Below are 25,481 nucleotides of genomic sequence, written 5' to 3'. Positions count from 1 at the left end.
CGCCTGCCGCTGCTCCGGCGCTGCCGCCGGAGCCGGAGCAGCGGCAGGCGCTGCCGCGCCGTTTGCCTGCGCCGCGGCGGCGCCTTCGAGCAGGATGATCAGCGAGCCTTCCGACACGGAATCGCCCACCTTGACCTTGATTTCCTTCACGACGCCGCCGACCGGGCTCGGCACGTCCATCGTCGCCTTGTCCGACTCGAGCGTGACGAGCGACTGCTCCGGCTCGACGGTATCGCCGACCTTCACGCCGATCTCGATCACCGGCACGTCCTTGTAATCGCCGATATCCGGCACCTTCACTTCGATCGCTTGACTCATCTGTTTCTGTCTCCATGGCCGCGCGCGCCCCTCGCGGAAGCGGCGCGCGGCATCACACGGCGTGTGCGTTAAACGGTCATCGGGTTGGGCTTCGACGGATCGAGGTTGTACTTGGCGATCGCGTCAGCGACCACCTTGCGCTCGATCGTGCCCTCGTCGGCCAGCGCGTTGAGCGCGGCGACGGTGACCCAGTGACGGTCGACTTCGAAGAAGTGACGCAGCTTCTCGCGGGTATCCGAGCGGCCGAAGCCGTCCGTGCCCAGCACGACGAAGCGGCGATCGATCTGGCCGCGGATCTGGTCGACCAGCGCACGGACGTAGTCGGTCGATGCGATGACCGGGCCCTGCGTGTCCTTCAGGCACTTCTGCACGTGCGACAGACGGCGCTCTTCGGTCGGATGGAGCAGGTTCCAGCGCTCGACCTGGTGGCCTTCACGCGCCAGCTCGGTGAAGCTCGGCACGCTCCACAGATCGGCGGCGACGCCCCAGTCGTTCTTCAGCAGGTCGGCGGCAGCGATCACTTCGTTGAAGATCGTGCCTGCGCCGAGCAGCTGGACGCGCGGCGCCTTCGCGTCGGCGTCGGCCTTCTTGAACGCGTACATGCCCTTGATGATGTCGGCCGCCACGTGCTCGCCCTGCGGAATCGCCGGGTGCTCGTAGTTCTCGTTCATCACCGTGATGTAGTAGTACACGTCTTCCTGGTCCGCCACCATGCGGCGCAGGCCGTCCTGGACGATCACGGCGAGTTCATAGCCGAACGTCGGGTCGTAGCTCACGCAGTTCGGCACCGATGCCGCCCACAGCAGCGAGTGGCCGTCTTCGTGCTGCAGGCCTTCGCCGTTCAGCGTCGTGCGGCCCGCGGTACCGCCGAGCAGGAAGCCGCGCGAACGCATGTCGCCCGCGGCCCATGCCAGGTCGCCGATCCGCTGGAAGCCGAACATCGAATAGAAGATGTAGAACGGCACCATGATCTCGCCGTGCGTCGAGTACGACGTCGCCGCCGCGATCCAGTCGCACATGCCGCCCGCTTCGTTGATGCCTTCCTGCAGGATCTGGCCGGTTTCCGATTCCTTGTAGAACATCAGCTGGTCGGAATCTTCCGGCACGTACTTCTGGCCCTGCTGGTTCCAGATGCCGATCTGGCGGAACAGGCCTTCCATGCCGAACGTACGCGACTCGTCCGGGACGATCGGCACGACGCGCTTGCCGAGCGCCTTGTCCTTCAGCAGGATGTTCAGGATCCGCACGAACGCCATCGTCGTCGAGATCTCGCGGCCTTCGCCCGTGCCCTTCAGCAGCGGCTCGAACGCGTCGAGCGCCGGCACCGGCAGCGACGTCGCCTTCTCGCGGCGGTGCGGCAGGTAGCCGCCGAGGTCCATGCGCTGCTTGCGCATGTATTCGAGTTCCTTCGAGCCTTCCTCGAACTTCAGGTACGGCACGTCGGCGATCTGCTCATCGGTGATCGGCAAGCGGAACTGGTCACGGAACTTCTTCAGTTGCTCGACCGGCAGCTTCTTCTGCTGGTGCGTGATGTTCATCGCCTGGCCCGACTCGCCCATCCCGTAGCCCTTGATGGTCTTCGCGAGGATGACGGTCGGCGCGCCCTTCGTGTTCGTGGCTTCGTGGAAAGCCGCGTAGATCTTGTGCGGATCGTGGCCGCCGCGGTTCAGCGCCCAGATGTCGTCGTCCGACCAGTCGGCGACGAGCGCCTTCAGTTCAGGCGTGTTGAAGAAGTGCTCGCGCACGAACGCGCCGGATTCCGACTTGTACGTCTGGTACTCGCCGTCGACGACGTCCATCATGCGGCGCATCAGCGCGCCCGACTTGTCGCGTGCGAACAGCGCATCCCAGCGGCTGCCCCAGATGACCTTGATCACGTTCCAGCCGGCACCGCGGAATTCCGATTCGAGTTCCTGGATGATCTTGCCGTTGCCGCGCACCGGGCCGTCGAGACGCTGCAGGTTGCAGTTGATCACGAACACGAGGTTGTCGAGCTTCTCGCGGCTCGCCATCCCGATCGCGCCGAGCGATTCCGGTTCGTCCGTCTCGCCGTCGCCGAGGAATGCCCACACCTTGCGGCCTTCCGTCTTCGTGATGCCGCGCGCTTCCAGGTACTTCATGAAGCGGGCCTGGTAGATCGCCATGATCGGGCCGAGGCCCATCGACACGGTCGGGAACTGCCAGAAGTCCGGCATCAGCCACGGGTGCGGGTACGACGAAATGCCGTTGCCGTCGACTTCCTGACGGAAGTTGTCGAGCTGCTCTTCCTTCAGGCGGCCGAGCAGGAACGCGCGCGAGTAGACGCCCGGCGACGAGTGGCCCTGCACGAACACGAGATCGCCGCCGTGCTGCTCGGACGCTGCGTGCCAGAAGTGGTTGTAGCCGACGTCATAGAGCGTCGCGGCCGATGCGAACGATGCGATGTGGCCGCCGACGTTCGTGTCCTTGCCTGCGCGCAGCACCATCGCCAGCGCGTTCCAGCGCGTGTACGAACGGATGCGGTGCTCGATGTCCTGGTCACCCGGGATCTTCGCCTGCGCGGCGACCGGGATCGTGTTGATGTACGGGGTATTCGCGGAAAACGGCAGGTGTTCGCCGTGCATGCGGGCGAATTCGATCTGCTTTTCGATCAGGTAGTGCGCGCGGCCAGTGCCCACGGAGGAGATTACGCCGTCGAGCGACTCGAGCCATTCGACGGTTTCCTGCGGGTCGTCGTCATGTTCGGCGGCGACATATTTCATCACTTCGTTCGGTACAGCGGACATTCTCGTCTCCTGGGTCCTGGAATGTGAGGATCGCTCTCGTGCAGACGACGCGACGCGACCGGCTGCGGGCAAGCTCCGACGGATTGTAATGAGCGTGCGCGGGCCTGCGCAACAAAATTTTCGAATTGTGAGATCTTTTCTCGCAATGCGAAATATTGCTGCGCTGCACCCATATTTCGGGGCTCTCCGGCGCGTCGCGGCTGAACAAATCCGTTTCCGTTCAACATATCCGGTATAGGTTTTCCATGTATTGCGCTGCGCTACAATCCTGCCATGTTGACCGATCGGCTTTTCGCACGCTCGGCGCGACCGTCGGGCCCGCCGGCGGAGTCGCAGCCGTCCCGTTGGCACCACGGACCGTGGTGGTCCAATTCCTATTTGCTGACGCCCCTGCTGTCGATCCTGGTGTTCCTGGTGGTGATGAGCCTCATCCTGTGGAGCCTCAATCGCCGCGAACAGCAGCAGCAGGAAGACACCCTCTTCCGTAACGTCGCATGGGCGCAGCAGCAGATCCGCCTGTCGATGACGGGCGCGCAGGAACAGCTCCAGGCGCTATCGCGCGATCTTGCCTCCGGCCGCCTCGACCAGAACGCGTTCCAGATGGCGGTCGCGGACGTGATGCAAACGCATCCGGAAATCCTCTACCTGAACTGGTACACGTCGCCCGGCGTGCAGCGCTGGCCGACCGTGCATCCGCCGCTGCTCGGCCAGCGGCTCGCGAAGCCCGGCGACGCGCAGATGCAGGAGGCCGTGCGCGGCGCGTACGACGAGGCGCGCAGCACGCGCCGCCAGGCGTATTCGCCGCTGATCTACGACGACTTCGGCAACGGCTTCATCACGCTGCAGACCCCCGTGATGCGCGGCGACCGCGAGTACCTGGGCTCGATCGCCGCGGTGTTCTCGGTCGAAGGCATCCTGAAGCACGACATCCCGCAGGAACTGTCGTCGAAGTACAAGATCTCGATCACCGACGCGAACAACCGCGAGCTGTCGTCCACGTCGACGCGCCCGCGCCTGCCGCGCGACTCGCACTACGACCTGCCGCTCGACCCGCCCGGCCAGGGGCTGACCGTGCGCGTGTACGCATTCCCGCAGCTCACGAACCTGACCAACAACACGCTCGTTTGGCTCGTCGCAGGCCTGTCGTGCTTCGTGCTGTGGAGCCTCTGGAGCCTGTGGAAGCACACGCGCCAGCGCTTCGAGGCGCAACAGGCGCTGTACGCGGAAGCGTTCTTCCGCCGCGCGATGGAAAACTCGGTGCTGATCGGCATGCGCGTGCTCGACATGCACGGCCGCATCACGCACGTGAACCCCGCGTTCTGCCGGATGACGGGCTGGGACGAAACCGACCTCGTCGGCAAGGTCGCGCCGTTTCCGTACTGGCCGCGCGACGCGTACCCGGAAATGCAGCGCCAGCTCGACATGACGCTGCGCGGCAAGGCGCCGAGCTCGGGCTTCGAGCTGCGCGTGCGGCGCAAGAACGGCACGCTCTTCCATGCGCGCCTGTACGTGTCGCCGCTGATCGACAGCTCGGGCCGCCAGACCGGCTGGATGTCGTCGATGACCGACATCACCGAGCCGAAGCGTGCGCGCGAGGAACTCGCGGCCGCGCACGAGCGCTTCACGACAGTGCTCGAAAGCCTCGACGCCGCGGTGTCGGTGCTGGCCGCCGACGAAGCCGAGCTGCTGTTCGCGAACCGCTACTACCGCCACCTGTTCGGCATTCGCCCGGACGGCCATCTCGAGCTGTCGGGCGGCGGCTTCGACCGCGCGCAGGCCTCGTCCGACTCGATCGACATGGTCGACGCGTTCGCGGGCCTGCCGGCCGCCGCGCTAACGAGCAGCACGGCGGACGCGCAGGAGGTGTACGTCGAGAGCATCCAGAAGTGGTTCGAGGTGCGCCGCCAGTACATCCAGTGGGTGGACGGCCACCTCGCGCAGATGCAGATCGCGACCGACATCACGACCCGCAAGAAGGCACAGGAACTCGCGCACCAGCAGGAAGAGAAGCTGCAGTTCACGAGCCGATTGATGACGATGGGTGAAATGGCGTCGTCGATTGCTCACGAATTGAACCAGCCGCTCGCCGCGATCAACAACTACTGCTCGGGCACGCTCGCGCTCGTGAAGAGCGGCCGCGGCACGCCGGAGACGCTGCAGCCCGCGCTGGAAAAGACCGCGCAGCAGGCGCTGCGCGCGGGGATGATCGTCAAGCGGATCCGCGAATTCGTGAAGCGCAGCGAGCCGAAGCGCCAGCCCGCGCGGGTCGCGGACATCGTCGCCGACGCGGTCGGGCTCGCCGAAATCGAGGCCAGGAAGCGCAGGATCCGGATCGTCACGGAAATCCTCGCAAGAATGCCTATTATTTATGTCGACCCCGTGTTGATCGAGCAGGTGCTCGTGAACCTGATGAAGAACGCGGCCGAAGCCATGGCCGACGTGAAGCCGGCGTCGGTGGACGGCGTGATCCGCGTCGTCGCCGACATCGAGGCGGGCTTCGTCGACATCCGCGTGATCGACCAGGGCCCGGGCGTCGACGAAGCGACCGCCGAGCGCCTGTTTGAACCGTTTTACAGCACCAAGTCCGATGGCATGGGCATGGGGCTGAATATCTGCCGTTCGATCATCGAATCGCATCGGGGGCGTCTGTGGGTGGTTAACAACGTCGAGCCGGATGGCCGCATTTCCGGCGCAACGTTCCACTGCAGCCTGCCCATTGGGGAACCCGCTGATCTCGGCCAAGGGGGGCGCGAGGCATCGGCATCACATACCGTTACGGGAGAACTATGAATAGCCCTGTCACCACCACTCAGGAAACCGTCTTTGTCGTTGACGACGACGAGGCCGTACGGGACTCGCTGCGCTGGCTGCTGGAGGCGAACGGCTATCGCGTGCAATGCTTCTCGAGCGCCGAGCAGTTCCTCGATGCCTACCAGCCTGCCCAGCAGGCCGGCCAGATCGCGTGCCTGATCCTCGACGTCCGGATGTCGGGCATGAGCGGCCTCGAACTGCAGGAGCGCCTGATTGCCGACAATGCCGCGCTGCCGATCATCTTCGTCACGGGTCACGGCGACGTGCCGATGGCCGTCTCGACGATGAAAAAGGGTGCGATGGACTTTATCGAGAAACCGTTCGACGAAGCCGAGCTGCGCAAGCTCGTCGAGCGGATGCTCGACAAGGCCCGAAGCGAAAGCAAGAGCGTCCAGGAACAGCGTGCCGCGAGCGAACGCCTGTCGAAGCTGACCGCGCGCGAGCAGCAGGTGCTCGAGCGGATCATCGCGGGCCGCCTGAACAAGCAGATCGCCGACGATCTCGGCATCAGCATCAAGACGGTCGAAGCGCACCGCGCGAACATCATGGAAAAGCTCAACGTCAACACGGTGGCCGACCTGCTGCGCCTCGCACTGTCGAAGAAGCAGGCCTGAGCGAGCGCCGGCCGCGGCGGCACTGCCCGCCCGGCCCGCAGCCAGCCCCGGCCGCCCCGCGCGATGCGGCCCACTCGCGCGGCGGCGGCCTTTCTCCCGGCGCGCGAGCGCCGCGGCCATGACGCTTCCTGGTTATTCGCTGTCGGACGGCGGCAGGCGAACGGTATAATCGCGTGCTTTGCTGCGACGCTTCGGGCGCCGCACGACCGCATTCCAACTTCCCGGCAGGACCACCACCATGACAGCCCTCCTCATCGACGGCAACGCCCTTTCGAAGACCCTGCGCGCCCAGGCCGCCGAACGCGCCGCCGCCCTGACCGCACGCGGCCACCAGCCCGGTCTCGCGGTGATCCTCGTCGGCGCCAACCCGGCAAGCGAAGTCTACGTGCGCAACAAGATCAAGGCGTGCGAGGACAACGGTTTCTTCTCGCTGAAGGACGCGTACCCGGACACGCTGTCGGAAGCCGATCTGCTCGCGCACATCGACGCGCTGAACCGCGATCCGAAGATCCACGGCATCCTCGTCCAGCTGCCGCTGCCCAAGCACATCGACAGCCACAAGGTGATCGAGGCGATCGCACCGGAAAAGGACGTCGACGGCTTCCACGTCGCGAACGCCGGCGCGCTGATGACCGGCAAGCCGCTGTTCCGCCCGTGCACGCCGTACGGCGTGATGAAGATGTTCGAGGCGCACGGCATCCCGCTGCAGGGCGCGAACGCGGTCGTGATCGGCCGCTCGAACATCGTCGGCAAGCCGATGGCGATGATGCTGCTCGACGCCGGCGCGACCGTGACGATCTGCCACAGCAAGACGCGCGACCTCGCCGCGCACACGCGGCAGGCCGACATCGTGGTCGCCGCGGTCGGCAAGCGCAACATCCTGACCGCCGACATGGTGAAGCCCGGCGCGACGGTGATCGACGTCGGCATGAACCGCGACGACGCCGGCAAGCTGTGCGGCGACGTCGACTTTGCCGGCGTGAAGGAAGTGGCCGGCCACATCACGCCGGTGCCGGGCGGTGTCGGCCCGATGACCATCACGATGCTGCTGATCAACACGATCGAAGCCGCCGAGCGCGCCGCCGACGCGGCCGCCTGAGCCCCTGCCCGTTCAGCCGGCGTGCGGTTCCGCGCGCCGGCGCCTCGCCGGCCGCGCCGCACCGCACCGCACCGCGTCGGCCGCGCCATCAAACGCCTCCATCCCGCATTCGACCCCGCGTCAATCGCGTCGTTAGAAACTAACGATTGGAAAGCGCGCGATGCGCCCCAATAATGTCGATATCGGGCGCCGCGTTGCCTTGCGCGCCCTACCCTTTTCACTCCGGTTCATCCGGCAACAGACAGGGAGTCTTATGTCCGCCAGCGCCAACACCAACCCGCTGCTCGATTTCTCGGGCCTGCCCCGCTTCGGCGAGATCCGCCCGGAACACGTGACGCCCGCGCTCGACACGCTGCTCGATGACGCCAACCGCGCGGTCGAGACGGCCAGCGCGGCCGCGACGCCGGCAACCTGGGCAGCAGTCGTCGAGACGGTCGAGCACGCGACGGAGCCGCTCGGTCGCGCGTGGGGCATCGTCGGCCACCTGAACGCGGTTGCCGATACGCCCGAACTGCGGGCCGCCTATGGCGAGAATCTGCCGCGCGTGACGGAATTCTGGTCGAGCGTCGGCCAGAATCTCGCGCTGTACGAGAAGTACAAGGCGATCGCCGCAAGCGCCGAATACGCGACGCTGTCCACCGAACGCAAGAAGATCCTCGACAACGCGCTGCGCGATTTCCGCCTGTCGGGCGCCGAGCTGCCCGAGGACCAGAAGCCGCGCTTCGCCGAACTGCAGGAACAGCAGGCTGCGCTGTCGAAGGCCTTCTCCGATCACGTGCTCGACGCGACCAATGCGTACGCGTATTTCGTGCAGGATGAGGCCGACCTGGCCGGCCTGCCCGGCGACGCGATCGAGGCTGCCCGCGAAGCCGCGCAAAAGGATGCCAAGGAAGGCTGGAAATTCACGCTGCACTTCCCGTCGTACTTCCCGGTGCTGCAATACGCGGACAACCGCGCACTGCGCGAGACGCTCTACCGCGCCTACGCGACGCGCGCGTCGGAACTCGGGCCGCAGTACGGTAACGGCAAGGCCGAATGGGACAACACGGCGATCGTCGCCGATGCGCTGAAGCTGCGCCGCGAAGAGGCACTGATGCTCGGCTTCCGCAACTTCGCCGAAGTGTCGCTCGCGCCGAAGATGGCCGAATCGCCGCAGCAGGTGATCGCGTTCCTCGAGGATCTCGCCACGCGCGCGCGCCCGCACGCCGACAAGGACTGGGACGAGCTGCGCACGTTCGCCGCGAAGGAACTCGGCCTCGCCGAACTCGCGCCGTGGGACGTCGCATTCGCGGCCGAAAAGCTGCGCCAGCAGCGCTATGCGTTCTCGGAAAACGAGGTCAAGCAGTACTTCCCGGAGCCGGCCGCGCTGAAGGGCCTGTTCACCGTCACCGAGACGCTGTTCGGCGTGCAGATCAAGCCGGACGACGCGCCGGTGTGGCACAAGGACGTACGTTTCTTCCGCGTCGAGAACCGCGACGGCTCGCTCGTCGCGCAGTTCTATCTCGACCTGTACGCGCGCGAAGGCAAGCGCGGCGGCGCATGGATGGACGACGCGCGTTCGCGCGCGAAGCGCGGCAGCAGCGTGCAGACGCCGGTCGCCTATCTCACCTGCAACTTCTCGGCGCCGGTCGGCGGCAAGCCCGCCTGCTTCACGCACGACGAAGTCATCACGCTGTTCCATGAATTCGGCCACGGGCTGCACCACATGCTCACGCGCGTCGACGAACTCGGCGTGTCGGGCATCAACGGTGTCGAATGGGATGCCGTCGAGCTGCCGTCGCAGTTCATGGAAAACTTCTGCTGGGAATGGGACGTGCTGTCGTCGATGTCGTCGCACGTCGACACGGGCGCCGCGCTGCCGCGCGAGCTGTTCGACAAGATGATCGCGGCGAAGAACTTCCAGAGCGGGCTCGGCACGCTGCGCCAGATCGTGTTCTCGATGTTCGACATGCTGCTGCACGTCGACTTCGACCCGGCGGGCGCCACTGGCGTGACCGCATTCGCGCGCGAGATCAACGAGCGCTATCACGTGATCCCGCAAGCCGCGTTCTCGCGCTGGCCGAACACGTTCAGCCATATCTTCGCGGGCGGTTATGCAGCCGGCTACTACAGCTACAAGTGGGCCGAGGTGCTGTCGGCCGATGCGTACGCCGCGTTCGAGGAAGCGGCCGCCGCAAGCGGCAGCGTGCTCGATGCGGCGACCGGCACGCGCTATCGCCGCGAAATCCTCGAGGTCGGCGGCAGCCGCCCGGCGATGGATTCGTTCAAGGCGTTCCGCGGCCGCGAGCCGCAGATCGATGCGCTGCTGCGCCACAACGGGATGGCCGCGCCCGCGCACTGAGCGGGCCGCCAGCGCGTTCGGCTGCATGTGAGCAAAGGCACCGCTTCGGCGGTGCTTTTTTCATGGCGCGGGCGATGCGTCGTCGAACAGCGAGAACTGCCCGTGGCGCTCGGCGGTATCTTCGTCGATGCGCACGCCGACGCCGAGCAGGCGCACCGCCTGCGCACGCCGTTGCAGCCCCTTCGCGAGCAGCGTGACGGCGGTGTCCGCATTCGTCGCATCGGCCACGCACTCGACCGTCGTGCGCTGGAAATCGGCGAAACGGATCTTCACGTACAGCTTGCGGATCGAGCGCGCGGCGCCCGCCCGTTCGATCCGCGTGTCGAGTTGCACGACGAGGCGGCGGATTTCCTCCGCGCACTGCTCGAGCGTCGTCAGGTCGGTCACGTAGGTCGTCTCGACACTGACCGACTTGCGCTCCTGGTCGGCCTGCACGCGCCGCTCGTCGATCCCGCGCGATAGTTCGTACAACCGCCGCCCGAACGCGCCGAATTCGCGGTGCAGGTCGATCAGCGGCCAGTCGCGCAACTGCGCGCAGGTCTGGATGCCGAGCCGGTCGAGCCGTGTGGCCGTGACCTTGCCGACGCCATGCAGCTTGCGCACCGGCAGCGCCGCGACGAACGCGTCGATCTCGTGCGGCCGCACGACGAACAGCCCGTCGGGCTTGTTCCAGTCGGACGCGATCTTCGCGATGAACTTGTTCGGCGCGACACCGGCCGACACGGTCACGCCGACCGTGTCGAACACGCGCTGGCGGATCTCCCGCGCAATCAGCGTGGCACTCCCCTGGCAGCGCTCCGACCCGCTGACGTCGAGGTACGCCTCGTCGAGCGACAGCGGCTCGACGTCGGGCGTGTAGTCGCGATAGATCGCCATGATCTGCCGCGATGCTGCTCGATACTTGTCCATCGCGGTCGGCAGGATCAGCAGGTCCGGGCACTTGCGCATCGCCAGCGCCGACGACATCGCCGAGTGCACGCCGTAGCGCCGCGCCTCGTAGTTGCAGGTCGCGATCACGCCACGCTGGTCGGGCCGGCCGCCGACCGCGAGCGGCCGGTTGCGCAGCGACGGGTCGTCGCGCATCTCGACCGACGCGTAGAAGCAGTCGCAGTCGCAGTGAATGATCTTGCGCATGCGCGGCAGCGCGTCGCCTGGCGGCGGCACGTGCGGATCGGCAGGCGGAATGATGGTCGGGTTCACGGTGCCGATACTGTACAAAAACACAGTGCCGGTTTCAACTGTCGCGTGCGGCCGGGCCCGGCGGCGCCGTACCGGCCCGCTTTGCGCGGATCGTACCGGCCGGGCACGGACAGCCGCGCCTATACTCGTCTGCCGCAAGACACGAACCGCAAAGGTGACAGATGAAGACGATCGGACTGATCGGCGGGATGAGCTGGGAATCGTCGGCCGAGTACTACCGGATGATCAATCGCCATTCGAAGGCGCTGCACGGCGGACACCACAACGCGAAGAGCGTGCTGGTCACGGTCGATTTCGCGGAGATCGAAGCGCTGCAGCGCGCACACGACTGGGCCGCGCTCGGCGAGCGGATGGCCGGCGCCGCACGACAGCTCGAGGCGGCCGGCGCCGATCTGGTCGTGCTGACCACCAATACGATGCATCGCGTGTGCGATGCGATCGAAGCCGCGGTGACGCTACCGTTCCTGCACATCGCCGATCCGACCGGCACTGCGCTGCGCGATGCCGTCGTCGAGCGCGTCGCGCTGCTCGGCACGCGCTACACGATGGAGCTGCCGTTCTACGCGGAGCGGCTGCGCGGGAAGTTCGGGATGGAGGTGCTCGTGCCGGACGAACGCGGGCGTGACGACGTGCACCGGATCATCTACGACGAGCTGTGCCACGGCATCGTCTCGCCGGAATCGCGTGCGACGTACGTGGCGATCATCGAGGAACTGGCCCGGCGCGGTGCGCAGGCCGTGATTCTCGGCTGCACGGAAATCACGCTGCTGATCGGCGCGGACGATTCGCCGCTGCCGGTGTTCGATACGACCGCGCTGCATGCGAAGGCGGCGGTCGAGTGGGCGGCGCGCTGATCGCTGCCGCGCGGAAAACAAAAAACCCGGCACGGGGCCGGGTTCCTGTCGACGAAGCGCGCATCGGTCACTTGCGCTGCACATCGTCTGGTGTGCTTGGTTGCGGGGGTAGGATTTGAACCTACGACCTTCGGGTTATGAGCCCGACGAGCTGCCAGACTGCTCCACCCCGCGTCAGAGAAACAAATTATAGGGTGAGGGAGTACTCACGTCAATACTTTTGTCACAATTTCTTCCCGATTCATCGAAACGGCCGCGCGCGGCGCCTCCCCCGCCCCGCACGAAGCGCGCGTTCGCGCCCCGTGCTCGCGGTAAGATGGCGGCCTTCGCATTCACCCAGCACGCACACTCCCGTTCATGAAAATCGCCACCTGGAACGTCAACTCGCTCAACGTCCGCAAGCAGCATGTGCTCGACTGGCTCGCGCAAAGCGGAACCGACGTGCTGTGCCTGCAGGAACTGAAGCTGCCGGACGAGAAATTCCCGCGCGCCGAGCTTGAAGCCGCCGGCTACCGCAGCTGGTTCACGGGCCAGAAGACCTACAACGGCGTCGCGATCCTCGCGCGCGACACGCTGTCCGTCGACGAATCGGACGTCGTGCGCAACATCCCGGGCTTCGACGATCCGCAGCAGCGCGTCGTCGCCGCGACGGTCGACGGCGTGCGCATCGTGTCCGCCTATTTCCCGAACGGCCAGGCGCCCGACTCCGACAAGTTCGTCTACAAGATGCAATGGCTCGACGCGCTGCAGGCATGGCTGCGCACCGAGCTGCAGCGCTACCCGAAGCTCGCCCTGCTCGGCGACTACAACATCGCGCCGGAAGACCGCGACGTGCACGACCCGGCGAAATGGGAAGGCCAGAACCTCGTGTCGCCGCAGGAGCGCGCCCACTTCGCGCAACTGATCGAGCTCGGCTTCGTCGATGCGTTCCGCCGCTTCGAGCAGCCGGAGAAGACCTTCACGTGGTGGGACTACCGGATGATGGCGTTCCGCCGCAACGCGGGGCTGCGCATCGACCACGTGCTGCTGTCGCCGGCGCTCGCGGCAACCTGCACGTCGTGCGAAGTCGATCGCACGCCGCGCACGTGGGAGCAGCCGTCCGACCACACGCCCGTCGTCGCGGTCATCGGCTGATCTCCCGGGTAGCCCGCGCGCGTTCAGCGCCGCGCGGGCGCCGGCCCGAGATGGGCCCACAGGAACCCGAATTCGGCCGCATCGGCCTCCGCGCGCTCCAGATCGTCGGCGCTGCCGTGGCCGCCGTCGGTGTTCTCCCAGTACCACACCCGTTCATGACCGAGCGCGTGCATGCGCGCAGCCATCTTGCGTGCGTGCGCAGGATGCACGCGGTCGTCGCGCGTCGACGTCGTCAGCAGCAGCGGCGGATACGCGACGCCTTCGCGCACGCGGTGATACGGCGAATACGCGGCCAGCGCCGCACCTTCGTGCGGATCGTCCGGGTCGCCGTATTCGTCGAGCCATGCGGCGCCCGCGTGCAGTTTCGGGTAGCGCCGCATGTCGAGCAGCGGTACGCGGCAGAGCACCGCGCCGAACAACTCCGGCCGCTGCACCATGCACGCGGCGACCAGCAGCCCGCCGTTGCTGCCGCCTTCGATGCCGAGCTGCGCGGCGGTCGTCACGCCGGTCGCGGCCAGATCCTCGGCCACCGCGATGAAATCGTCGAACGAACGCTGGCGATGTTCGCGCTGTGCATCGACGTGCCAGCGCGGCCCGAACTCGCCGCCGCCGCGGATGTGCGCGAACGCCATCACGCCGCCGCGCTCGAGCCACCCGATACCGAACGCATCGCTGTAGCCCGGCAGGTTCGGAATCGCGAAGCCGCCATAGCCCGACAGCAGGCACGGCCGCGCGACACGCGCGGCGCCGTCGGCCACATCTAGTGCATCGCGCGGCCCGATCAGCGTGTACGGCACGATCGTGCCGTCTTGCGAGCGTGCGCTCGCGCGGCGCACGACGAGCCCGGCCGCGTCGAACTGCACCGGCGGCCGGTCGAGCAGCACGCGGCGCGACGGCGCATCGTCCGCGCGATCCGCAAGATCGGCCAGCCAGCATTCGGGCGGATCGAGACAGGTGTCGACATCCACGTAAATCTCGTCGTTCAGCGTCGACTCGACAGGCTCGACGTCGATCTGCGCATCGCCCGGCCCCGGCCACTCGAACGGCCGCGCATCCCACGTCCACGTGCCGTCGTCGGCCTGGCTCGGCTGCCACAGCATCGTGCGGTTGTGCACGTCGTCGAGCCAGCTCGCGATCAGCGTCGTGCGCGTGTGCGTCCACGTGCACGCTGATGTCGACGGTTGCGGCGCGAACAGCGTCGTGAATTCGCGCGACCCGGCGAGGAACGCCTGCTCGCGGATCGCGAGCAGCGAGCCGCCCGCATGGCGCACGCCGTCACACTCCCAGTCGAGGCGCGGCTCCAGCATGAGCCAGCCTTCCCAGAACCCGACCTCGACGTGGGTCGGCACGTCGTAGCGCGCCCACTCGCCCGCCTCCGTCAAGCGGTACGCGTGGGCGTCGAAGAAATCGACGCTGCGCCACGCGACGTGACGGTCGTCGATCGGATCGAACCCCGCACCCGCGCTGATGTCGTCGGGTTCGCCGCGGAAGACGACGGGCGCGTCGGCCAGCGCGGTGCCGCGCACCCAGCGCCGCGCTTCATACGGATAGCCGGCCGCGGTCGCATGCGCTTCGCCGCGATCCCAGCTCACGTAGACGGTATCGCGATCGATCCAGCCGACCGTGTGATGTCCCGGCTCGTCGATCGTGAAACCGCCGTCGACGAAACGGCGTTCGACGAGATCGAATTCGCGCACGACGACCGCGTCGGCACCGCCCGGCGACAGCGACAGCAGCGCGCGATCGCCGTCCGGGTACAGGATCGCGTCCTGCTCGAACACCCACGACTCGCCCTCCTCCGCACCGAGCGCATCGACGTCGAGCAGCGTTTCCCACGCCGGCTTTCCCGCGCGCCAGTCGTCCCAGCGCGTGCGGCGCCACAGCCCCTTCGGATGGAGATCGTCCTGCCACAGGTCGTAGGCCCAGTCGCGCCAGCGGGTTGGAATCACCGGGCGCTCGCGCGGCAGGTACGCTTTGGCGAGGCGCGCCGTCAGCGCGCGATACGCATCGTCGTCACGCAGCGCGGCGCGCGTGCGCGCATTCTGCTCGTCGACCCACGTGCGGGCGCGCTTGCTGTCGAGCGCTTCAAGAAAACGGAACGGGTCGGCCCCGGCGGGCCAGCGGAAGGAATCGGACATTGAGAATGGGCGGAATGGCAAACGGCATGCAAACCGCGATTATGTCCGATCGCGGCATGCGCGATGCCCGCGCATGCCGCAAATCGTGCTCAGGGCTCCAGATGGAGTTCCTGGATCTTGCGCGTGATCGTGTTGCGGCCGATGCCGAGCCGCTCCGCTGCTTCGACCTTGCGGCCGCGCGTGAAGTCGAGCGCCTCGCGGATCACGGCCGCCTCGAAGCGCCGTGCGAGTTCGTCCATCACGTCGGCCGAGTTCTCGCGCAACAGCCGTGCGACTTCGGTACGCAAGCCATGCTCCCAGACCGGATAGCCAGCCGGCGCGCCGCCATTCGGCGCGGCCGCGACGGGCGCGGACACCATCGGCGCCGCACCGAGCGCCGTTTGCCCGAGCGCCGTCTCGCCAACGCTGCCGTGCGCATCCGCACCGTCGCCCGTCGCGACCACCGGCGCACCGGCCGGCACGAGGTCGGGCGGCAGGTCCTTGATCTCGACCGTCTGCGCGGGCGCCATCACGGTCAGCCAGTTCGCGAGGTTCTCGAGCTGGCGCACGTTGCCGGGAAACGCCAGCGACGTGAGATACGCCAGCGCTTCGTCGGACACGCGCTTCGGCTCGACGCCGAGATCGCGCGCGCTCTTCTGCAGGAAGTGGCGCGTGAGCAGCGCGATGTCCTCGCTGCGCTCGCGCAGCGGCGGCAGGCGCAGCCGGATCACGTTGAGCCGGTGGTAAAGGTCCTCGCGGAACAGCCCCTGCCGCACGCGCGATTCGAGATTCTGGTGCGTCGCGGCGATCACGCGCACGTTCGCGCGCAGCGGGTTGTGGCCACCGACCCGATAGAACTGCCCGTCCGACAGCACGCGCAACAGGCGCGTCTGCAGGTCGAACGGCATGTCGCCGATTTCGTCGAGGAACAGCGTGCCGTTCTCGGCCTGCTCGAAGCGGCCCTGCCGCGTCGTCTGCGCGCCGGTGAACGCGCCGCGCTCATGGCCGAACAGCTCGGATTCGAGCAGGTCCTTCGGAATCGCCGCGGTGTTCAGCGCGATGAACGGCCCATTCGCACGCGGGCTGTGACGGTGCAGCGCACGCGCGACGAGCTCCTTGCCGGTGCCGGATTCGCCGGTGATCAGCACGGTCGCGGCCGAGTGCGACAGGCGGCCGATCGCGCGGAACATGTCCTGCATCGCGGGCGCCTGGCCGAGCATCTCGGGCGCCTCGGCCACGCGCTCGTCCTGCGGCGCGCCGCCGCGCAGGCTTTCCTCCACCGCGCGGCGGATCAGCTCGACCGCCTTGTCGACGTCGAACGGCTTCGCGAGATATTCGAACGCGCCGCCCTGGAACGCCGCGACGGCGCTGTCGAGATCGGAGAACGCCGTCATGATGATGACGGGCAGGCCAGGCAGGCGCTCGTGCATCGCCTGCAGCAACTCGAGGCCCGAGCCGCCCGGCATCCGGATGTCGGATACGAGCACCTGCGGGGTCTCGTGGTCGAGCGCGGCCAGCGCGTCACGCACGTTCGCGAAACTCTTCGTCGCGAAGCTGTCCCGGGCGAGCGCCTTTTCGAGCACCCAGCGGATCGATTGATCGTCGTCTACTATCCAGATCGGCTTCATAGGTCGGTCAGATATTGGTGAATCTGGTGAATCGCCATGCTGCTGCTCAATGGTCGAGCGGCAACAGGATCTGAAATTCGGTACGTCCGGGCCGGCTTTCGACCTCGATCATCCCGTCGTGCTGCTGCACGAACGTCTGCGCGAGCGTGAGGCCCAGGCCGCTGCCGTCGTCGCGCCCGGACACGAGCGGGTAGAAGATCCGGTCGCGGATTTCCTCCGGAATGCCGGGCCCGTTGTCGATCACGTGCAAGTCCAGTGCCAGCCGGTACAGGCGCTTCGCGATCGTCACCTTGCGCGCAATGCGCGTGCGCAGCTCGATCTTCGCGTCGCCCTGCGCGATGCGTTCGCGCAGCGCCTGCGCCGCGTTGCGCACGATGTTGAGCAGCGCCTGGATCAGTTGCTCCTTGTCGCCGCGCAGGTCCGGCACGCTCACGTCGTAGTCGCGCTCGATCGTGAGCCCGCGCGGGAATTCCGCGAGCATCACCGCGCGCACGCGTTCGCATACTTCATGAATGTTCACGTCGCCGACGATGTGCGGGTGCCGGTGCGGCTCCAGCAACCGGTCGACGAGCGTCTGCAGGCGATCGGACTCCTTGATGATGACCTGCGTGTATTCGCGCAACTCGCCGCGCTCGCGCTCGCCGAGCTCGAATTCGAGCAGCTGGGCCGCGCCGCGAATGCCGCCGAGCGGATTCTTGATCTCGTGCGCGAGGTTGCGGATCAACTGCTTGTTGACCGCGGTCAGGTCGTGGATGCGCTCCTCGCGATCGGTGCGCGACTGCCGCTCGTTCTCGAACAGCTCGACGAGCACGAAATCGGGCGCGGTCTCGAGAAAGCCGACGATCGCGTGCACATGCAGCGGTTCGCGGCCGGGCCGGTCGAGCACGGTATCGAGGTGCGTCGCGTGAAAGCGTTCCTCGCCGATCGCGGTGATCGTCGATGCCAGCTCGTTCGCGTTCGGGAAAATCTCGCCCCACGGCCGCTGCGCGAGCTGCCGGCGCGAGATGTCGAGCATCGCCTCCGCGGACGGGTTCGCAAACGCGATCCGCAGCGTCTTGCGGTCGAGCACGATCACGACCGTCGGCAGCGCTTCCAGCCCCGCCAGCAGGCCCGAGCGTGCGAGCCGCTCGTCGTCCGTCAGTCGCTCGGGCTGCCCCGTTTTCGCCTTGATCAGATTCTTCAGAACCATCTGCGTGCTTGTCGCGCCTCAACGGGCCAGAAAAGGAAAATCACCGGAACAAAAAAGGGACGGCTCGACGCCGCCCCTTTCAGACTCCGCCGTTCCCGCCGCAGGCCGCGCGACGGGAACGAACCGGCATGACGGCGCTGAATCGAAGCGCCATCGCCGATTAGAGCGAGTAGTACATCTCGAACTCGATCGGGTGCGTCGTCATGCGGAACTTCGCCAGCTCCTGCTCCTTCAGCGCGAGGTACGCGTCGAGCATGCCGTCCGTGAACACGCCGCCACGGGTCAGGAACTCGCGATCCTTGTCGAGCGCTTCGATTGCCTGGTCGAGGCCCGCGCAGACGGTCGGGATCTTTGCATCCTCTTCCGGCGGCAGGTCGTACAGGTTCTTGTCCGCGGCTTCGCCCGGATGGATCTTGTTCTGGATCCCGTCGAGGCCGGCCATCATCAGCGCCGAGAACAACAGGTACGGGTTCGCCATCGGATCCGGGAAGCGCGTTTCGATACGGCGGCCCTTCGGGTTCGACACGTGCGGAATGCGGATCGATGCCGAACGGTTGCGTGCCGAGTAGGCGAGCTTGACCGGTGCTTCGAAGTGCGGGACCAGACGCTTGTACGAGTTCGTCGTCGGGTTCGTGATCGCGTTCAGTGCACGGGCGTGCTTGATGATGCCGCCGATGTAGAACAGCGCCAGTTCCGACAGGCCGGCGTAGCCGTTGCCCGCGAACAGGTTCTGGCCGTCCTTCCAGATCGACTGGTGAACGTGCATGCCCGAACCGTTGTCGCCGACGACCGGCTTCGGCATGAAGGTTGCCGTCTTGCCGTACGAATGCGCGACGTTATGGATGATGTACTTCGACCATTGCGTCCAGTCGGCGCGCTGAACCAGCGTCGAGAACTTCGTGCCGATTTCGTTCTGGCCCTGGCCCGCCACTTCGTGGTGGTGCACTTCGACCGGGATGCCGAGCTGTTCGAGCAGCAGGCACATTTCCGAACGCATGTCCTGGAACGTGTCGACCGGCGCGACCGGGAAGTAGCCGCCCTTCGTGCCCGGACGGTGGCCCGTGTTGCCGCCTTCGAATTCCTTGCCGGCCGACCACGGTGCTTCTTCCGAGTTGATCTTCACGAAGCAGCCCGACATGTCCGTGTTCCACTGGACCGAGTCGAAAATGAAGAATTCCGGTTCCGGACCGAAGTAGGCCGTGTCGCCGATGCCCGTGCTCTTCAGATACGCTTCCGCGCGCTTCGCGAGCGAACGCGGATCGCGCTCGTAGCCCTTGCCGTCGGCCGGCTCGACCACGTCGCAGGTCAGCACCAGGGTCGACTCTTCATAGAACGGGTCGATGAAGGCAGCGGTCGGGTCCGGCATGAGCAGCATGTCCGACGCCTCGATGCCCTTCCAGCCCGCGATCGACGAGCCGTCGAATGCATGGCCGCTTTCGAACTTGTCTTCGTCGAACGCCGAAACCGGCACCGACACGTGCTGTTCCTTGCCGCGCGTGTCCGTGAAGCGGAAATCGACAAACTTGACGTCCTCGTCCTTCACGAGCTGCATGACGTCGGCGACGGTTTTACTCATAACCTCTTCTCCTGATTGAACAATTCCGGCGGACTGGGAACCGCCTCGTTTATCGAGCTGACCGGGGTCTTGCTTTGGCGCAGCGCGCCCCGATTCGACCGAATTCTATAAAGCAGCTTCCGTGCCACCTATGCGCGAGATTGGCGCGAATCGCGCAGGCGCTCGTCGCGACGGGGCTGTGCTGCGCAATTCCGGGGCTCCGCTGCGCACCGCCCGCCAACCGAAAGCACTGCAATGGTGCAATCGTCGCAGCACGCCCCTCCCGCGGAATCATCTTGGTGCATGCGCGTCATTCTGCACTTTTTTGGTGAACGCGTGTGGGGCCGCGCACCGTCCCCCACGCGGACATCCGTGCCGCGGCGCCGCGCTAGAATGTTCGTTTGACCGATAGGAGACTCCCTGCCATGAGTACGCTCGACCAGCTTTATGCGAAGGCCGACGAACGCCGCGCACAAGCCGCGCTCAACTACGCCGGGGCGCTGCTGCCGGCCGAGGCCTTCGAACTGCTGCAGCTCGATCCGTCGGCGCGCCTCGTCGACGTGCGCACCCGCGCCGAACTCGACTGGATCGGCCGCCCGCTGGTCGGCGACGGCCAGTACCTGCACCTCGAATGGACGCGCTACCCGGGCGGCGTGCCGAACGCCGAATTCGTCAACGAGCTGAAGGCGGCCCTCCCGGCCGACACGCCCATCCTGTTCCTGTGCCGCAGCGCCGCGCGCTCGAAGCTCGCCGCGGTCGCTTCCACGCAGGCCGGCTTCACGAAGGCGTTCGACCTGCTCGAAGGCTTCGAGGGCGCGAAGGACGCCGAAGGCCACCGCAAGACGGTCGAAGGCTGGTGCTTCCGGAAACTGCCGTGGATCGGCGCCTGACGGCACGCCGCTCCGGCCGGTTGCGACGACCCCATCGTCGAGCCGGGCGATGACATGCCGATGACGGGCCGCATTGCGCGGCCCGTGGTTTTTGCGCGGCTGATCGAGGGGCCGCTCAGGCGCGCGGCGTATCGGGTTCGACGACGTCGCCGCCGAGCAGGTGCACGCCTTCGCGCAGCTTCACGTACGCGGCCGCGACCGCTTCCGGCTCGCCCTTCACGCCAAGGTCGATGTGACGGCGCGCGTAGATCCCGCCGCGCTCCGCATCGCCGACGCTCGGCAGGCTGAACACGCGCACGCCCGGGAAATCGCGCTCGATGCGCTCCATCAGCGGCGTGAGCGTCGATTCCGGCAGTTCGAACACGTACAGCGAGCGCTCCGCGTGCGGCGTCGCGTGATGCAGGTGCGCGTACTTCGTGTCGAGCACCCATTCGATCATCGGCCACGCCATCACCGGGAAGCCCGGCACGAAGTGCAGGTCGCCGACCGAGAAGCCGGGAATCCGGTTGTAGCCGTTCGGGATGATCGTCGCCCCCATCGGGAACACGCCCATGTTGAAGCGGTGCTGGTTCTCCGGCGACTCGAAATCGACCGGCGTGGCCGGATCGGTATGCGTTTCGCGGATCCGCTCGGAAATCAGCACCTTCGCTTCCGGATGCAGCTCGAGCGGCACGCCGAGCGCGGCGGCCGCGCACTGGCGCGTGTGGTCGTCCGGCGTCGCGCCGATGCCGCCCGTCGAGAACACGATGTCGCCCGACGCGATCGCGCGGGCGAGGGTCTCCGTGATGCGCGCCGGATCGTCGCCGACGTATTCGGCCCAGTCGAGCGTGAGGCCGCGCGCGCCGAGCAGCTCGATGACCTTCGCCAGATGCTTGTCCTGCCGGCGGCCCGAAAGGATTTCGTCGCCGATGATGATGATGCCGATGCTCATGCCTGCCCCATGTCGATTGCGGTGGCGCGCGAACTCGCACGCAGGTCCTCCAGCGCGCGCAGGCAATAGTGCCCGAACCACAGCGCCGAGAAGACGAGGATGAAAGCGTAAACCCAGATCATGGCCGCCGCGACGAACGGGAACAGCACCATCATCCAGACCGACGATACCCACACGAAGGTCGGCACGGTGCCGAGCAGCCCGGTCGCGACGCCGATGCCGATCAGCGGCCAGCGGTGCTGCCGCACGAGCGCCCGGCGCTCGTCGCGGCTCGCGTGCAGCGCGAGCGCGTCGTAGGTCATCACGCGGTAGGTGAGCCAGCCCCAGATCACCGGTGGCAGCAGCGCGAAGAACGGCGGAATCAGCCACAGCGGGATCGTGACGACCAGCACGACGACGCCGGCCAGTGCCGCCCACAGCGAATTGAACACGCTGCCGAAGAAGGTGCCGCCCCGCTTCGCCTCGAGCGCCGCGAATTGCCGGTTCGCCAGGTGCTTGATCACGACCGGCATCGAAATCGTCGCGATCAGCAGCAGCACGGTCAGCACGATCAGCGGAATCGCGAGCGACACGACCACGAACGGCGCGACGACGGCATGCAGCTGCGACATGCCGATCGCGTCGAACGCACGGTACAGCATGGCCGTCAGCACGAAGCCGTCGAGCGCGCCGCGTGCGAGGTCCAGCAGCGACTGCCACGAGAACCACAGCACGACGCCCCACAGGACGGCCGAGACGAGAAACGGCATCAGGGTGAGCCACAGCATGCGCGGATGCAGTGCGCTCGCCAATGCGCGGACGAAGGAACGCAGCAAGTCGTTCATGCGAGCCTGTATCGACGGAGAAAAACGGGGAAAGGATAAACCACGCGGCCCGCATGCGCCAAAGCACATGCGGGCCGCGTGGGAGAGCCGCTCAACGTGGGAATGGCCGGATCAGGCCGATGCCGCGCCGCGCTTGGCGGGGAACAGGCGCCGGAAGATCCGCACGAACGCGAGGCCGTGCTGCGCCCAGAAGCCTTCGCCGTAGGACACGCCCTCGACCTGGTCGCGGATCCCGGTCGGCTCGACCGTGCGGTTCCACGACGCGGTGCCGAACATCATGTCCCACCACGGAAACAGCACGCCGAAGTTGCAGCCGTACTTCGTGCCTTCGTGGCCGTAGCCGACCGCGTGGTGGCGGCGATGGAAGATCGGGCTCACGAGCAGGCGCTCGCCGAGCCAGCCGAACGGCAGCCGCGCATTCGTGTGCTGAATGCTCTGCATGAAGTTCGTGAACGCGGTCAGCACGACGAACTGCGACGGTGTCACGCCGATCACGAGCGCGATCGCCGCGAAGAAGCACGACTGGATCACATCGTCGAGTACGTGGTTGCGGTCATCGCACCACAGCGACATCTGGCGCTGGCTGTGATGCACCGCGTGCAGCTCCCACCAGATGCCGAACTTGTGCTGCCAGCGGTGATACCAGTAGCCGGCGAAATCGAGCACGACGAGATAGATCGCGAACGTGACGATCGGCTTCGAGGTCACGCCCGGCCACAGGTAGTCGAGGTTGAGGTTCGCGACGCCGTGCAGGCGCAGCCACGCCTGGAAGTTGTCGAACAGCGGCTGCAGCGCGAAGAAGAAGAACAGCGAGTAGATGCCGAGCTTCGCGATCGCCGTGTAGATCACGTCGACCCGCACGGCCCGGCGGTTCGTCCAGCGTTCGACGGGCAGCAGCGCCTCGAGCGGGCGCAGCAGCACGAACATCAGCACCATCTGCAGCGCCCCGACGATCACCCAGTACAGCGCGTCGTAGGTGTCCTCGTCATAGTCCATCAGGTTGAACTTGAAGAGGAGCGGCTGCACGACGTCGACGTACAGCCAGGTCTGGATGTCCGAGACGAATGCATCGATCAGGTGCAGCATCGTTCTCCCCCGCCCGTCACGCGCCGTTCGCGGCGCGCCACGGCGCGCGGTCGTAGAAATAGATGCCGTGCGGCGAGCGGCCGACGGCGATCGTCTGCACCAGCTTGCGCGACGCCAGGTCGATGATCCCGACCTTCTTCGCGAAGCGGAACGTCACCCACAGCGTCTTCTTGTCGGCGGACAGCTCCATGTCGTCCGGGCCCGGCAGCAGGCCGGTGATGTCGCCGACGTTGGTGAGCGTGTTCTCGTCGATGATGCTGATCGTGTTCGCGACGCGGTTCGTGACCGCGACGTGCGTGCCGTCGGCGAGCGAGCGGAAGTTGTGCGCACCCTTGCCCGTGTAGATCTGCTTGACGACCTTCTGGTTGCGCCAGTCGACCACCGCGACGTAATCGGCGCCGGTCATCCCGACGAGCAGGTACTTGTCGTCCGGCGTGAGCCACAGGCCGGCCGGCACCTTGCCGACCTTCATCTTCCACTTGACCGTCTGCGTCGGCAGGTCGATCGCCGCGATCTCGCCGGAAACCTGCAGCGACACGAGCAGCGTCTTGCTGTCCTTCGTGAACGCGAGGTGGCTCGGCATCACCTCGAGCGGCACGCGCTTCACGAGCTTCAGGTCGCGGCCGTCGTAGCCGTAGATGTCGACGCGGTCGAGGCGCAGGCCGGCGGCCGCGAACCACTTGCGGTCGGGCGAGAAGCCGAGCTGGTACGGATCGTCGATCCCTTCGACGGTGCGCTGCAGCTTGCCCGTCTTCGGATCGAGGAACATCAGGCTGTTCGAGACCGAATTTGCAACGATCAGCGACGAATTGTCGGGCGTCGCCATCAGGTGGTGTGGTTCCTTGCCGGTCGGCATCGTGCTGACGACTTCTCGGGTCTGCTGGTCAATCAGGGACAGCGTCGCTTCAGCCGAATTGAGGATGATCACGTTATTCGCGTGTGCGGCGGGCGCCAGCACGGCGGCGGCCAGCGCGAGTGTGCGGCCGAGGGAAAGGAAAGTGCGCATGAAGACTCACGTCGAGGAACAACCGTCATTGTAAAACGTTCAACCGGGCCGGCCGGTTGACCGAAGCCGGCATTGCGCCACTTCGACGCACGCCGCGGCGGCCTGGTCGGCCGGCGCGGCAGGCGCCGCGCGGCCGGCCGGGGCCGGCCGCCGGTGCCGGCCCGGGAAACCGATGTTGCGCTAGCGCTGCATCGACTCCCAGACCTTGTGCAGACGCTTGACAGAGACAGGCATCGGCGTGCGCAGTTCCTGCGCGAACAGCGAAATCCGCAGTTCCTCGAGCAGCCAGCGGAATTCCGCGAGCCGCGCATCGGCGACGCCGCCGCGCTGCGACACCGCGCGCTGGTACTGCTGGACAAGCGGCAACAGGTCGGCCGACTGCTTCGCGTCGCGCGCCGGGTCGGCCTTCAACTTGTCGATCCGCAGCGCGATGCCCTTCAGGTAGCGCGGGAAGTGCGCGAGTTGCGCGTACGGCGTATCGATCACGAAGCGCTTGCCGACCAGCGCGGCGAGCTGCTGCTGCAGGTCCGCATGCGCCTGCGCGAACGGCTTCGCCTGCGCGAGCTTCTTCACGAGCCCCGCGTATTCGGCCAGGATCTGCCCGACCAGCCGCGCGATTTCCTGCGCGAGCAGGTTCAGGCGGCTCCGGCCCTCGTCGCGGCGCGCGTGGAAGCTCGCGTCGTCGTCGGGCAGCGGGTCCTGCAGGCACGCGCGGTCGAGCGCCGTGTCGATCAGCTGGTCGCGCAGCTCGTCCTGCGTGCCGAGCGACATGTACTGCATCGCCATCTCGCGCAGGCCCGGCAGGTTCTTCTCGAGGAACTTGATCGGCTCCTTCAGCTGCAGCGCGAACAGACGCCGCAGGCCGGCGCGGTGGATGCGCGCGGCCTCCTCCGGCGAATCGAACACCTCGACATCGCAATGCGTGCCGCGATCGACGAGCGCCGGGTAGCCGTACAGCGTCTGGCCGCGCCGGCGGATCTCCAGCAGTTCGGGCAGCTTGCCGAAATTCCACGTCGTCAGGTTTTCGTACAGCGCGGTCGCACCGGCTTCCGCCGGCGCGGCCGTCTGCGGCGCCGCGCCCTTGCCGGCCTTCGCGTGGCGGCCGGCGGCGCCGGTCGT

At 66.8% G+C, this 25,481-nt stretch carries 19 protein-coding genes and 1 tRNA gene; 7 read left to right on the top strand and 13 right to left on the bottom strand.

Annotated elements, in window-relative coordinates; translation table 11 throughout:
* On the bottom strand, window positions 1–318 hold a 318-nt coding region (locus G3N96_RS29295), incomplete at its 3' end, for a biotin/lipoyl-containing protein (RefSeq protein WP_346778918.1).
* A gap of 68 nt (window positions 319–386) precedes the next feature.
* Window positions 387–3,083: a pyruvate dehydrogenase (acetyl-transferring), homodimeric type gene (gene aceE / locus G3N96_RS29290; protein WP_206139341.1), complete on the bottom strand. Its 2,697-nt coding sequence runs from the start codon at window positions 3,081–3,083 to the stop codon at window positions 387–389.
* Window positions 3,084–3,356: 273 nt separating this feature from the next.
* Between aceE and fixL the strand changes: the two genes are divergently transcribed.
* From fixL to G3N96_RS29270, 4 genes are all read left to right on the top strand, one after another.
* On the top strand, window positions 3,357–5,873 hold the full coding sequence (fixL, locus tag G3N96_RS29285; protein WP_206139340.1) for an oxygen sensor histidine kinase FixL: 2,517 nt from the start codon (window positions 3,357–3,359) through the stop codon (window positions 5,871–5,873).
* On the top strand, window positions 5,870–6,508 hold the full coding sequence (gene fixJ, locus G3N96_RS29280) for an oxygen response regulator transcription factor FixJ (RefSeq protein ID WP_006493245.1): 639 nt from the start codon (window positions 5,870–5,872) through the stop codon (window positions 6,506–6,508). The genes fixL and fixJ overlap by 4 nt, the downstream gene beginning before the upstream one ends.
* A gap of 238 nt (window positions 6,509–6,746) precedes the next feature.
* On the top strand, window positions 6,747–7,607 hold the full coding sequence (folD, locus tag G3N96_RS29275) for a bifunctional methylenetetrahydrofolate dehydrogenase/methenyltetrahydrofolate cyclohydrolase FolD (RefSeq protein ID WP_124585205.1): 861 nt from the start codon (window positions 6,747–6,749) through the stop codon (window positions 7,605–7,607).
* A gap of 253 nt (window positions 7,608–7,860) precedes the next feature.
* Window positions 7,861–9,948 (top strand): M3 family metallopeptidase, encoded by a 2,088-nt coding sequence (locus G3N96_RS29270; RefSeq protein WP_124585206.1) that lies wholly within the window; start codon window positions 7,861–7,863, stop codon window positions 9,946–9,948.
* Window positions 9,949–10,008: 60 nt separating this feature from the next.
* Here G3N96_RS29270 and dinB read toward each other — a convergent pair whose 3' ends face one another.
* On the bottom strand, window positions 10,009–11,172 hold the full coding sequence (gene dinB / locus G3N96_RS29265; protein ID WP_124585208.1) for a DNA polymerase IV: 1,164 nt from the start codon (window positions 11,170–11,172) through the stop codon (window positions 10,009–10,011).
* A gap of 137 nt (window positions 11,173–11,309) precedes the next feature.
* On the opposite strand from dinB, the gene G3N96_RS29260 reads away from it, so the two are divergent.
* On the top strand, window positions 11,310–12,002 hold the full coding sequence (locus G3N96_RS29260; RefSeq protein WP_206139339.1) for an aspartate/glutamate racemase family protein: 693 nt from the start codon (window positions 11,310–11,312) through the stop codon (window positions 12,000–12,002).
* 97 nt (window positions 12,003–12,099) lie between these two features.
* Here the strand turns inward: G3N96_RS29260 and G3N96_RS29255 are convergent.
* Window positions 12,100–12,176, bottom strand: a tRNA-Met gene (locus G3N96_RS29255).
* Between the two features lie 183 nt (window positions 12,177–12,359).
* On the opposite strand from G3N96_RS29255, the gene xth reads away from it, so the two are divergent.
* The gene (xth, locus tag G3N96_RS29250) at window positions 12,360–13,136 is read left to right on the top strand and encodes an exodeoxyribonuclease III (RefSeq protein ID WP_124585212.1); all 777 of its coding nucleotides are present in this window, start codon (window positions 12,360–12,362) and stop codon (window positions 13,134–13,136) included.
* A 23-nt stretch (window positions 13,137–13,159) separates the two neighbouring features.
* On the opposite strand, the gene G3N96_RS29245 is transcribed toward xth, so the two are convergent.
* The 4 genes from G3N96_RS29245 to glnA all read right to left on the bottom strand — a co-directional run bounded on the left by G3N96_RS29245 (window position 13,160) and on the right by glnA (window position 19,646).
* Window positions 13,160–15,274, bottom strand: a complete 2,115-nt coding sequence (locus tag G3N96_RS29245; protein ID WP_206139338.1) for a prolyl oligopeptidase family serine peptidase — start codon at window positions 15,272–15,274, stop codon at window positions 13,160–13,162.
* A gap of 89 nt (window positions 15,275–15,363) precedes the next feature.
* On the bottom strand, window positions 15,364–16,881 hold the full coding sequence (gene ntrC, locus G3N96_RS29240; RefSeq protein WP_206139337.1) for a nitrogen regulation protein NR(I): 1,518 nt from the start codon (window positions 16,879–16,881) through the stop codon (window positions 15,364–15,366).
* Between the two features lie 46 nt (window positions 16,882–16,927).
* Window positions 16,928–18,070, bottom strand: coding sequence for a nitrogen regulation protein NR(II) (gene glnL, locus G3N96_RS29235; protein ID WP_039364809.1), 1,143 nt, complete (start codon window positions 18,068–18,070; stop codon window positions 16,928–16,930).
* A 160-nt stretch (window positions 18,071–18,230) separates the two neighbouring features.
* Window positions 18,231–19,646 carry a type I glutamate--ammonia ligase gene (gene glnA / locus G3N96_RS29230; protein WP_039364811.1) on the bottom strand — a complete coding sequence of 472 codons (1,416 nt, stop codon included), beginning with the start codon at window positions 19,644–19,646 and terminating at the stop codon, window positions 18,231–18,233.
* A gap of 404 nt (window positions 19,647–20,050) precedes the next feature.
* Between glnA and G3N96_RS29225 the strand changes: the two genes are divergently transcribed.
* Window positions 20,051–20,515, top strand: a complete 465-nt coding sequence (locus G3N96_RS29225; protein ID WP_089425784.1) for a rhodanese-like domain-containing protein — start codon at window positions 20,051–20,053, stop codon at window positions 20,513–20,515.
* A 115-nt stretch (window positions 20,516–20,630) separates the two neighbouring features.
* Here the strand turns inward: G3N96_RS29225 and G3N96_RS29220 are convergent, their stop codons facing one another.
* The 5 genes from G3N96_RS29220 to G3N96_RS29200 form a co-directional block, all read right to left on the bottom strand.
* Complete coding sequence (locus tag G3N96_RS29220; RefSeq protein WP_206139336.1) at window positions 20,631–21,446, bottom strand: molybdopterin-binding protein; 816 nt, start codon at window positions 21,444–21,446, stop codon at window positions 20,631–20,633.
* Window positions 21,443–22,270, bottom strand: a complete 828-nt coding sequence (locus G3N96_RS29215; RefSeq protein ID WP_089425786.1) for an EI24 domain-containing protein — start codon at window positions 22,268–22,270, stop codon at window positions 21,443–21,445. Before G3N96_RS29215 ends, G3N96_RS29220 begins: the two co-directional genes overlap by 4 nt.
* Before the next feature lie 111 nt (window positions 22,271–22,381).
* A complete protein-coding gene (locus G3N96_RS29210; protein WP_043190403.1) occupies window positions 22,382–23,356 on the bottom strand; it encodes a sterol desaturase family protein in 975 nt (324 codons plus the stop codon).
* Window positions 23,357–23,372: 16 nt separating this feature from the next.
* Window positions 23,373–24,362: a beta-propeller fold lactonase family protein gene (locus G3N96_RS29205; protein ID WP_124585220.1), complete on the bottom strand. Its 990-nt coding sequence runs from the start codon at window positions 24,360–24,362 to the stop codon at window positions 23,373–23,375.
* A gap of 180 nt (window positions 24,363–24,542) precedes the next feature.
* The coding region (locus G3N96_RS29200) for a DUF3418 domain-containing protein (protein WP_206139335.1) at window positions 24,543–25,481 on the bottom strand (939 nt) is incomplete at its 5' end.

Source organism: Burkholderia sp. Se-20373 (genome assembly GCF_017104705.1).
Lineage (GTDB): Bacteria > Pseudomonadota > Gammaproteobacteria > Burkholderiales > Burkholderiaceae > Burkholderia.
Note: the sequence above shows the minus strand (reverse complement) of the source record. Positions and strands in the feature narration are given on the sequence as shown.